This is a genomic window from Thermostichus sp. OS-CIW-32 (assembly GCF_054060415.1).
The window spans coordinates 105,506-116,678 of record NZ_JBSSDD010000007.1; the positions used below are offsets into that span (position 1 = coordinate 105,506).

Sequence of the window (11,173 nt, forward strand, 5' to 3'; positions counted from 1 at the left end):
TTCTAAGCTTTTATTGAGTGCTGCGCCAGCTTCTCCCACGCCTCCAGTACCAGCCGCCGGGTGCAGTATTCGCCGTATTGACGTATCTCCTTCTCCTTCAGCACGCGAAAGGTTTCGCCGGGGAAGGTGCTAGCGGCAACACGGGCAGCATACCCCGCCGGGTCGAGCAGGTCGCGCACCTCTTCCCACGGATCGAGGATGTCGGCAAGTTCGCGTTCGGTCAAATCCGCCGGGTCGAGGATGTAGCGCAGTTGCTTGCGCGTCAGGCCGTAGAGCTGGGCGTAGTACGCATCGAGTTCGGCACGCAGCACCGCGCGGCGGTCTTCGTCCCAGCGAAAGGGCGGAAAGGGGATGCCCTTCTGCGGGTTGGTTTCGATCTCCGGGTAAGCGCTGATCCAGGATGGCAGGCGCCATTCATGCCTGCCGACAGCAATACGGTTTGCATCCCACGCAACATGGATGGCTGCCCGCAGCCCGTCATCAGCTTCGTTCCACACATCGTCGGCGAAGGGCTTGAGATCCCAGGCAGTATAGGTCAGTTCCAGTGCGCGCGGCACAATGAAGGCGAGATCGGCGGGGGTGTAGGCAGTGGGGGGAAAAATAGGGAGTTGGCGGAGGATGAAGGAACTAAGATGCGTCCCACCAATTTTCTGGCGCAATGCCCAATCAAAAATCAGGACATTTAGATTGGCTAGAAAACACGAGAGATGAATAGCCGAAATCTCACCCGTAAGGACTATGGGCATCGTATGTCCTACCCCAACTCTGGGCAGCAGGCTGAAGATGGCAGTGCGCTCGTTGGTGGCGTTGGTCACATCGCGGAAGCCGAGCAGCCAGCCGCGTTGCCACGCGCCCAGGCGGGCTTGCACTTCTTCTGCCGATACCCAGTACCAGGGCTGGACGAGGAAGTGCGGATCGGCGTGCTGGCGCTCGTCGGGGGTGGGCAGTTGGGTGCTGGAACGCGAATCCACTCCTTCATACGTGCCGTAGCGGTGGTCATAGTGCCAGATCATCTTGGCTTCGTAGAGGGGGAGGTAGCCCTCACCCCCGGCCCCTCTCCCAAGGCTTTGGGAGAGGGGAGAAGGATGCTCGTAGGAATGGGCAGTGACATAGGCAGCAATTTCTTGGAGGACTTGTTCTGTGTGGTCGAATATCTGCTCATTGGTAAAGCGCAGCATGGCAAAGCCATGTTCGCGCAGGATTTCCTCCCGCAAACGGTCGCGTTCCTGCTGAGTGGGTTCACGGTGCACGGCGCCATCTATCTCAATGATCAGGCGGGCATCGTCACAGAAGAAGTCGGCGATGAATTGTCCAATCGGATGTTGACGCCGGAATTTTCGGCCTAGCAGCCGACGGTCACGCAACAATTCCCAGAGCAGGCTTTCGGCGGTCGTCGCCTCGCGACGCAACTGCCGCGCCCTGGCAATCAGTTCCTGGCTGGCCTTGGGTAATTCGTACCCTCCTTCTCCCGCAGCGCGAGAAGAGAGGTCGGGGGCTGCGATCCTTCCCCCCTCTCCCGCAGCGTGAGAGAGGGGGCTAGGGGGTGAGGGCACAAACACATTCCCCACCAGCCGGTAACCTTGCTTTTCCAGCTCTGCACGGGTGCGGAAGAGGTGCGAGTCGTTGGACATTTGGAACATCGCCATGAAGCGCACGCCCCAAGAGTTTTCTCCCGTGTGTTCGTTAACCAACACCGGCACGCGCTGATAGATGGCGCGGGTCAGGTCGGCATCCTGGCGAGTGCGGAAGACGGGCAGGGTGCGGGTGTTGGGGTTGATGCGGGCAATGTCGTCCGCTGTGAGGGTGAGAACGCGACGCGGGTCGCGCAGGTGTTCAGGGCGGGTGGCGAAAAATGAGAACGTGAGAGCGGGAGAGGTCTCGTGTTCTCCTGCTCTCTTGCTCTCCTGCTCTCCACAAAGGGTGAGCAGGCAGAATTTCATGCGGCTGTCGACCGCCGGGAAGAGTTTTTCACGATTTTCGAAGTCGAACAGGCTGAGCAGATGTCCTTTTTCCACCAGATCGGCGAAGAAGAACTGATTGGTGGCGTCGGTGGCAATGCCGGTGGGGACGATGATGCCCGCCCGTCCCCTCAGCAGGTGACGCACGCGCTCGGCGAAGACGGAGTAGGTGTTGATGCGCCCGCGGCCGGTCAGGGGGTACTGTCCGCTCGCGCGCAGGAAGCGGCTGGCGCTTTCGGCGTTGTGCAGGGCGCGCTGGTAGTCGTGCCAGAGGGCGGGGTTGGTCTGGGGCAGGTCGGCAATCAGGCGTTTGCGGGCGGCGGCGTTGGGCGCGCGGGCAATGGCGGTATCGCGGCTGGCGAAGAATTCTTCTTCCTCCAGTTGGATTTGCTCCCAGGGCGGGTTGGAGAGGATCACATCAAAGCCGCCACTTTCAAACACCTCTGGAAACTCCAGCGGCCAGTGGAAAAACCGGTTCTCGACGGCGAGGGCCTGAGCAGTGGCAAGGGCCTGGGAGGGGGTTCTCTCCTGCAGTCGATCAGCCACGGCTTGGGTGGTAATGGCCCTAGAGAAGTCAGGGATCAAGGGCTGGAAAAAAGCGGCTGTCCACAGGTTGCAGGCTTCCACTAGCTTTTGGTGTTGCGGGTCTTGGCAGTAGCGGCTGTAGAGCTGCTGCTTGCGGCTAACCTCTGCCGGGGAGTTGTCTGGAATGGCTTCTAGCTTCTGTCGCTCCTGGCTAAGCTCAGCCACCACCTGGTCAGTGTCAAAAGCAAGGGAAAGCTGCCCTGTTTGCAAACTCTGGCACTCGGTGCGATTGCGCTGCTTTAGCGAGCGGGCAGCCTCCTTGGAGTCAGCGCTAACCGGGGTAAAGGCTTCATCGGGGATGCCCTTTTCCAAAATCGCCAAATCCAAGACGCCCACCAGCGAATCGCCGCACTTGATGTGGTGATCCAGGAAGGTGAGGGGCTTGCCGGCGCAGTGGGCCTCCAGCCACAGGGCCACCCGACAGAGCTCCACCGCCAGCGGGTTTTTGTCCACGCCGTAGATGCAGTGCGCCACCACATCGCGGATGGCCTCGCGGACACGCTCGGGGACGGGTTCCTCTTCGCCGGTGCGGATCTTTGCCAGTTCCTTGCCCAACCTGCGGGCGGCAGCAAGCAGGAAGTGACCGGATCCGCAGGCGGGATCACACACACGGATGGACAAAATCGCTTGCTCTTTTTCCTCAGGTGGGCAAGCGGCTTTCAGCCGTTCTTCGATCACTGGCTCCAGCGCCGAGCGGATGAGTTCGGCCACTAGCTCCGGCGGGGTGTAGTAGGAGCCTGTGCTCTTGCGCTCTGAGCCGTAGCTCAACTCAAAGCGAGGCGCCCCTTGCCCAGTTACAATCTGAGGCTGGTAGTCGAGCAAGCTTTCGTAGACGGATCCCAGTTCTTCTACATCCAGCGCCGCGTAGTTGACCCGCCGAAGGGGAGAGGTGGGGTTTTCTCGGTAGTAGGCTAGGTGCGAAAAGGCTTGCAGCAGATCCCGGTTGCTCAGGCTGCACTCATCCAGCTCCAGAGGGGCAAACAGCTCTCCGTTGAGAGGAGCAGCCCCCAGCAACTCCGCCAGCTCCTCTTGGGAAAGCACCCTCCAGAGCACCCGCAAGCTGCACCAGAGATCCTCGTGTTCGTCTTGGGCACTTTGCCGATCCAAAAACCGCCGCAGCCGCGTCACGCTGTAGTGCTCGCGATAGAGCGCCGCGCTGCTCATCAACCCCCGCTCTTCGGAAACCAAGAGGAACAGGAACCGGTAGACCAAGCGCAGCAGTTGGCGGTAGAGCTCCCTGGGATCCGACAAGAGCCGCGCTCTCAGCCTCTGGTTCTTGGGATGGGCCAGGAACCCATTTGCCAGCAACCTGATGCACTCCTCAACCCCCTCCCGCAGCCGTTCCCGTACCCGGCCACCCTGCTCCAGGGCCTGTTGGTAGTACTTTTCCAGCAGACAATCCCCTGCTAGCTCTGCCGTTTGGGGCAAGCGGCTGCGGTGCAGCAGCCGAAAGAGGATGGCAAAGTCGTTAAACCGCTGCTCCTCTAGGATCTGCTTCAGGTCAAACTCCACATAGGCCTGCCGACGCACATAGGTGGAGTCCCGCAGGAGGCGCAGGGTCAATCCGTTGGTAACAATGCCCCAGAGGTGCTCGCTGCGGTTGAGATACTCCTGCAGCAGCGAGTGGGGTGCCAGGCGAGGCCGGCCAGAAGCCGGCACGCGGCCCAGCTCCTGGCGCGCGCCGACGATGTGCACCGGTGGCGCGTCTTCCGCCTCGCCCATGCGATGCGAGATGGGGAAGTTCATTCCGTCCACCTCGCAGGCGCGCGGTTGATAGCGCACCTCGATCCCCAGCAAACTGAAGAAGGGGATCGCCCAGGCATCGCGGGTGATGCTGGTGGCGAGATCGCTTTCGGGCAGGCGCTGCAGGCGGCTCTGGAAGGCCTCCCAGTACTTTCGACAATCGGCAAAGACCGCGGCAATCTCTTCGACTGGGCTGCGCTTGCTGTTAAAGCCGAAGTCTTCTGGCTTCTGTCCTGGCAGATCCCCTGCCAGCAGCTTTTCGAGAATATCGGGCCCCAACAGGCCTCCTTCGATGCGTACCCCAGAAAACTCGCTCATCGGCAAACCACCGGTTGGAGAACAAGGAGTCCTAAAAGATCGGGGGGAAGCTGCGGCTTCACCTTCAGCCCCCGCCCCTGTAGGGACACGGCTTGGCGGATGCGCCTATGGGCAGCCTCCAGCTCAGCAGCACGCTGCAAAATCCGCTCCCGCGCCGCCTGCTGCAGCCGGTGATCCCTTCCCCAGTTTTCCTCTGTCTCCTGCCACGGGCCGAGACAGGCCAGGAGATGCTGAACCAGCTCCCGCTTTTCCGCTAGCGGTAGGTTCTCATCCGGCTTGGCCGTGGCCAGCAGTTGGAGAGCTGCGCCCGTCTCCAGCCAGCGGGCCTCGCCGCTCTCCAGGCCAACACCGCCTAGCACCAGCACCTCTTCCGCCAAGAGAGGCTGCCCCTGGGGTTGCTCCACCAGGTAGCGCACCCGCAGCAGCAGTAGAGTTGTAAGATCAACTACCGCTCGGGTGCGTAGAGCGCCGCAGCGGGAGACGACAGCATCCCCTTTCTCTGGGTTGTCGAGAGCTTCCTCCAGCAAAAACTGGGCCAGGGCAACCACGACGCGGTGGTTGCGGCCAATGTATTCGGCACCTTCGGGCGTGGGCGAGTCGAAGCTGATTAGCCAACGCCCGCCTTTGGGAGAGGGCAGGGCCAGGCGAATGGCTTCCGGCAAGGTGGCAGTGGCTTCGGAGCCGACGCTAACCTGGTAGACCCCCGACCGCTTCCCTGGGGTTATGGCTAGGTTGAGGCGCTGGGCGGCAGCCAGGAAGAATTCGCGCACAGCTTCGGGATCCCCTAGCACGGCATCGGTGGCCTCCAGCTCCCGCTGCACTGCCTCAGGCTTGAGGGCCCGCTGGGCAAAACGGGTGCGGTTGCGCCGCTCCTGTTCGACAGAGCGATCCCAGCGCCGGTGAAACTCATCCACTTCCGGCACGCCAAGATCGAGGGTTAGCTGGCGCTCGGCGGACCAGTGTCCCTTGCGCAGGAAGAGGGCTTCGAGCACAGCCTGGGTAACGCTTTCGCTAGCCTCCGGCACAGGCACGTGGGTGCCCAGGGTGCGGTGGATCTCCCGCGCTTTGTTGAGCAACACCTCCAGTACCACGCCATCTACGGGGTTGTCGCGGCCAAAAAAGCGGATGACCTTGACCCGGCTGGCCTTTTGGCCGTAGCGATCCACCCGGCCCTCCCGCTGCTCCAGCCGATTGGGGTTCCAGGGCAGGTCGTAGTGGATGACGGCTGTAAACTTTTCCTGCAGGTTGATCCCTTCCGAGAGGCAGTCGGTGGCCACCAGCACCCGTGGTCGGTCAACTTCCAGGTTCGCGATCTTGGCCTCCCGCTCCTCGTCTCCCATCCTGCCCGTTACACAGGCTACTTGGGCTGGGGATCCCAGCTGTTGCCGAAGGTAACTGTCCAGATACTCCGCAGTGGCAACGTAGCGGCACCAGAGGATGGGATGAAAACCTTCCTGAAGCAACTTTTTCACCAGCTCGATGGCCCGCGCCAGTTTGGTGTCGTGCTCTGGGCCCTGGAGCTGTTTGGCCAGACGGGCCAGGGCCTGCAACCAGCGGCGGTCGCTATCCGGCAGGGTTGGGTCTGCGGCTTCAAGAGCTGGCGTTGGCAGCTCATCGTCGGTACGCTCTTCTGCCGACTCGAACACCCAGCGGCTCAGTTCTGCCTCAACCTCTTCTTCTGCCTCCAGGGTTGCTCCGCTGCGATTGTGCAATGCCGCTACTGCTGCCGCCGGGCTGGACATTACGCAGCGCAAAAGGGCCAGCGCTCCCCAGTAGCGCACTCGCTGCTGGCGCTTCTCTAGTTGCTGCCCTGTGCACACCAATTCCGAGCAAAACCCATAGGTGTCCTCGAACAGCTTGCGCTGCCCCTCAGAAAGGGTGTAGGTTTCATCTTCAGCTTCCCGGGTTGGAAAACAGGTGAGCTCCTGCCAAGTTTCCCGAATATCTCGCCGCGTGCGCTGGACAAAATGACGGGCTAGCTGGACGCGTTGGTCTTCGTTGAGATCCTGGAGATCCCATGTCTCGAACTCGGGCCGCAGCAGCCCCAGCAGCGAGCGGAAGGCCTCTTCGACACCGCTGTGGGGAGTTGCCGTCAGCAGGATCAGGTGGCGGTTGGGGTTTTGGGCCACCGCTTTGAGCAGACTGTGGCGCTCCTGCTGGTTTTTGCCATGGGCCGCCGCTGCCCCATGGACTTCGTCGGCAATGACCAGCTCAGGACAAAATTGCAGAAATGGGTGGCGGTTGCGCTCGGTCTTGACGAAGTCAATGCTGGCCACCTGGACAGGAAAGTGCTCGTAGAGGCTGCACCCAACAGGGGTTTTTCGCTCCAATTGCCCCACCGTTCCCGAGCGGATGACCACTGGCTCCAGGTTAAACTTCTCGGCCAGCTCGCTGGCCCACTGCTCGCACAAATAGGGAGGGCACAGGACACAAAGGCGTCGGATCTCGCCGCGATCCAAAAGCTCCCTGGCTATCAGCAGCGCCTCGATGGTCTTGCCCACCCCTACGTCGTCGGCAATCAATAGCCGCACCGGATCGAGGCGCAGCGCCATGAGCAAGGGCACAAACTGGTATACCCGTGGCCGAATCGAGAGGCGCCCCAGAGAGCGAAAGGGAGTTGCGCCCTCCCGTAAAATCAGCCGGGCCGCCTGCCAGAGGAGAAGGGTACTGGTGGCATCGGCAGGATGATCCCCAGAGGGCCAAGGAAAGGCGGTAGGCTCCACTCGCTCGAAGGGCAAGGTGCCGCCCACAAGGTTCATCAGGTGTCGGTGAATGCAAACCGCATCTTCTGGGGTGCCGGTGAGGGGCCGCAGCACCACAATTTCTTCTGAATCAGCGGGGAGCACCACCCACTCGCGGTTGCGGCAGCGGACAATTGAGCCAGGCTGCATGGGATCCCTGGGAGCGACCTACCTTTTCCATTGCATCTTAGATACTCTTTGGGGACAACTCTCTCCCATCTCCCAATACCCTGCCGGCAGCGGTAGGATGAAACGGAGCCGGCCTCAGGTACCCCTCTGGCCCACCGACATCATGAGCAGCCCCCGTTATCCGTTTGAGCGTGTTCGCGAGCACTTGCTCTTCCAATCTTTGGAAGATGCCGAGTGGAAGGCGCTGACGGCAGCCCTGTTGCCCAGCCGCTTCTCTCCTGGCCAGGTGATCTTTCAAGAGGGGGATCCCAGCAGTGACCTGTACATGATCCTCAGTGGAGTGGTGGAGCTGCGTCGCCAATATGTGCGACATCCGGGAGATTATTGGCTGGCTACGCTGCACGCCGGGCGTTTGTTTGGGGAACTTTCTCTGCTGACGGGGCGGCGGCGCTCCTTTACGGCAGTGAGCATGACCGAGGTGCAAACCCTACGCCTTTCCACCGAAGGGCTGATCCTGCTGCCCCTGGAAGTACAGGTGAAACTCTACCGCGCCTGGAGCCAGATCATCAGCGAGCACCTTTACTGGCTGGATAGTATGTTCACGGATCTTCTGGAGCAGCGAGGGGTAGAAAATGTAGCCTCGGCTATGGCTCTGCTGCACCAGCGCTATCCCGCTTGAAAGAGGCTCAATCCCTGCTCCGCATAGGTTTGCAGGTCAACGTCCACGAAGACAACCCCTTGGATCCCAAATTTTGTCTTCAGAATGTTCAGGGGTTGCGATATCATGTGCTAAGCAGCAGCCCCCAAGAGATTTCAAGCAGCGAGGTCAGGAGCAGTGGTTAGGGTAGCCATCAACGGGTTTGGTCGCATTGGTCGCAACTTTTTGCGCTGTTGGCTGGGTCGCTCCCAGTCCAACCTGGACATTGTTGCCATCAACGACACCTCAGATGCTCGCACGGCTGCCCACCTGCTCAAGTACGATTCCATCCTTGGGCCGTTGCAGGGAGCAGACGTTGAGCCTGCAGAAAACGGTTTGGTGGTGAACGGCAAGCATATCTATGCCGTTTCCGACCGCAACCCCAGCAACCTGCCCTGGAAAGAGTGGAAGGTGGATCTTGTTATTGAAGCTACAGGTGTTTTTGTCGACTACCAGGGTGCCTCTAAGCACATAGAAGCGGGGGCCAAAAAGGTGGTGATCACCGCCCCGGCCAAGGGGGGAGACATTCCCACGTTTGTCTACGGTGTTAATCAACACACCTACGACCCGGTGCGGCACAACATTGTCAGCAACGCCAGCTGCACCACCAACTGCCTCGCCCCGATCATCAAGGTGTTGCTGGACAAGTTCGGCGTCCTCCGTGCCACCATGACCACCACCCACAGTTACACCGGCGACCAGCGGATCTTAGATGGTGGTCACCGCGATCTGCGGCGAGCCCGGGCAGCAGCATTGAGCATGGTGCCCACCACCACGGGGGCTGCCAAGGCGGTGGCTTTGGTGATCCCGGAGCTGAAAGGCAAGCTGAATGGGGTGGCGGTACGGGTTCCCACGCCCAATGTGTCTCTGGTGGACTTGGTGGTGCAGACGGAGCGGCGCGTGATTGCCGAGGAGGTAAACGCTGCCCTGAAGGAAGCCTCGGAAACCACGATGAAAGGGATCATCGCCTACTCGGATATTCCCTTGGTCTCCATCGACTACCGCGGCCACGACTGCTCGGCCATTGTGGATGCGGAGATGACCAGTGTGCTGGATGGGGATCTGGTCAAGGTCATGGCTTGGTACGACAACGAGTGGGGCTACTCCCAGCGGGTGTTGGACTTGGCGGAATACATGGCCGCTCACTGGGTGGAGTAGGCTGCTTCGGTTGGCAACCCTCTTCTGTTCCCCATTATTCCCCCATCGAGAACTGGGCAAAAACCTGCCAACGTTTGCCGTCGTGGAGGAGGAGCGTCAAAGCTGACGCTACAAACGCACTCTGGAAAGAACGCGTCTTGAACTCTGGCCAGGCGGCGCGAAAGTGGGCGGGGGTTAGGTCTCGGAAGGCCACGGTTATGTGGGGCACAAACGGACGGGCTTGAGCGGTTGTCTCTTTCTGGTTGAGAAGGAGCCCCATGTGGTGATGGGCTTGAGCTTGTAGCTGCTGCAGTTCTGGGGAGGGCACGACGTGAATAAAAATGACACGCGGCGCGAAGGCCCCAAAGCCGGATAGCTGGATGGAGACGGGGGTCTGACGCCTGGCAAAGGCCTCTAGGGATCCCGTCAAGGCCGGCAGATCGGAACTGGGCCACTCGAACGGCGGCACCAGAGTGATGTGGGGAGGCGAGCGCAGGGCCGCTTGGCTGGCAAATTGCTCGGCAAACTGCTGTTTGATGGCTGTCACCTGCTCTTGCAGTGCTGGAGGGGGGAGCAGAGCAAGAAACAGTCGCTGCTTGGGGTTATCCACCAGCATCGGTAAGAACCTAGAGAACAGGGGATAATGCAACTGTAGCCAAGCCCAAACATCTTGTTATGTCGCGTCCTGTCGCTTCTTCCCCTATCCTGGATCCCTCCTCGGCAACCGGATCCCCAGGCCAAGCGCCTCAGCCGGCTCCCATTCCGCCCTACCAGTGGCATTTGTTCCTTTGTGCAGATCAAACCAAGCCCAAATGTTGTGAGAAAGCCGTGGGATTGGAAGCCTGGGACTATTTGAAATCGCGGATCAAGGAATTGAACCTGGAAATCGGGAGCGGGGGATCCCTGCGGGTACACCGCACCAAAGCCAACTGCCTGCGGGCATGCGACTATGCTGTTCCTGGCCCTGTGCTGCTGGTCTATCCCGGTGGGTTTTGGTACCACTCGGTCACGCCGGAGGTGGTGGAGGAGATTCTTCAAAAGCACATCTTGGGAGGGATCCCTGTTGTTGAGTATCTGGTAGCCCAAGATACCCTCAGCGCCCCTGATCCAAAAGGGCATGGATAGCCTGCACGCACTCTGCCGTCACCTGCTGCAAATCGGCCTTATCGCTGGAAGCGGGGGGGGGAATCACGTTGCCAATGCGCACCGTGATGGGGCAGAACAAACGCGGCCACCGGGATCCCTTGGGCAGCACTTTCTCGGTACCCCAGAGAGCCACAGGCAACAGAGGGGTTTGCGTTCGCGCTGCAACCAGAGCCGCTCCCAAGTGGGGGTGAGGAATGCGGCCATCGGGGGTACGGGTGCCATTCAAAAAGATCCCCACCGCCCATCCCCGCGCCAAGGCTGCTTCTGTGGCTCGCAAGGCAGCGCGGTCGGAGCCGCCTCTTTTGACCGGGTAGGCGCCGTAGAGCTGGATCACCTGCTTCAGCCCCGGCACCCGAAACAGCTCTTCCTTGGCCATGAAGGCCACCGGGCGGCGCACCGCATTGGCCACCAGCGGCGGATCCAAATGGCTGGCGTGGTTGCTGACGACGATGAGGGATCCCTGGCGAGGCACGTTTTCCTGCCCATAGGTGCGCCCAAAATACAGTCCCCGAAACAAGGGGTTGACCACCAGCCACTTGAGCAGCCAGTAGGCCAACCAATCCCGGCGGCGATAACCCATCTGTGAGTCCAACGATCCCTGCCACTCCGGCAGCAGTTCCCTCTGTAAACTACCCGACCCTGACTGCTTCGCAGTACAGGGCGGGCTTTTGGTAGCCCTGCAGTTGGCAAGCCAACCACGAACCTCCAGGCTGGTTTAC

7 protein-coding genes are annotated in these 11,173 nt (G+C 60.8%); 3 read left to right on the plus strand and 4 right to left on the minus strand.

Annotation, left to right across the window (positions count from 1 at the left end; translation table 11 throughout):
• Positions 1-2 precede the first annotated feature (2 nt).
• Both ACVWY8_RS09780 and ACVWY8_RS09785 read right to left on the minus strand, forming a co-directional pair.
• Positions 3-4,604, minus strand: a complete 4,602-nt coding sequence (locus ACVWY8_RS09780) for a DUF559 domain-containing protein (RefSeq protein WP_457394297.1) — start codon at positions 4,602-4,604, stop codon at positions 3-5.
• The gene (locus ACVWY8_RS09785; protein ID WP_457394294.1) at positions 4,601-7,495 is read right to left on the minus strand and encodes a helicase-related protein; all 2,895 of its coding nucleotides are present in this window, start codon (positions 7,493-7,495) and stop codon (positions 4,601-4,603) included. The genes ACVWY8_RS09780 and ACVWY8_RS09785 overlap by 4 nt, the downstream gene beginning before the upstream one ends.
• A gap of 97 nt (positions 7,496-7,592) precedes the next feature.
• Between ACVWY8_RS09785 and ACVWY8_RS09790 the strand changes: the two genes are divergently transcribed.
• Positions 7,593-8,153, plus strand: coding sequence for a Crp/Fnr family transcriptional regulator (locus ACVWY8_RS09790; protein ID WP_187147224.1), 561 nt, complete (start codon positions 7,593-7,595; stop codon positions 8,151-8,153).
• A 156-nt stretch (positions 8,154-8,309) separates the two neighbouring features.
• Positions 8,310-9,329 (plus strand): type I glyceraldehyde-3-phosphate dehydrogenase, encoded by a 1,020-nt coding sequence (gap, locus tag ACVWY8_RS09795; protein ID WP_011433307.1) that lies wholly within the window; start codon positions 8,310-8,312, stop codon positions 9,327-9,329.
• Between the two features lie 34 nt (positions 9,330-9,363).
• On the opposite strand, the gene ACVWY8_RS09800 is transcribed toward gap, so the two are convergent.
• Complete coding sequence (locus ACVWY8_RS09800; protein WP_457394290.1) at positions 9,364-9,924, minus strand: 2'-5' RNA ligase family protein; 561 nt, start codon at positions 9,922-9,924, stop codon at positions 9,364-9,366.
• A gap of 59 nt (positions 9,925-9,983) precedes the next feature.
• On the opposite strand from ACVWY8_RS09800, the gene ACVWY8_RS09805 reads away from it, so the two are divergent.
• Entirely contained in the window at positions 9,984-10,433 is a 450-nt protein-coding gene (locus tag ACVWY8_RS09805) for a (2Fe-2S) ferredoxin domain-containing protein (RefSeq protein WP_414331431.1), read from the plus strand.
• Here ACVWY8_RS09805 and ACVWY8_RS09810 read toward each other — a convergent pair.
• Positions 10,402-11,034, minus strand: a complete 633-nt coding sequence (locus ACVWY8_RS09810; RefSeq protein WP_457387291.1) for a lysophospholipid acyltransferase family protein — start codon at positions 11,032-11,034, stop codon at positions 10,402-10,404. The genes ACVWY8_RS09805 and ACVWY8_RS09810 overlap by 32 nt on opposite strands.
• Positions 11,035-11,173: the final 139 nt, after the last annotated feature.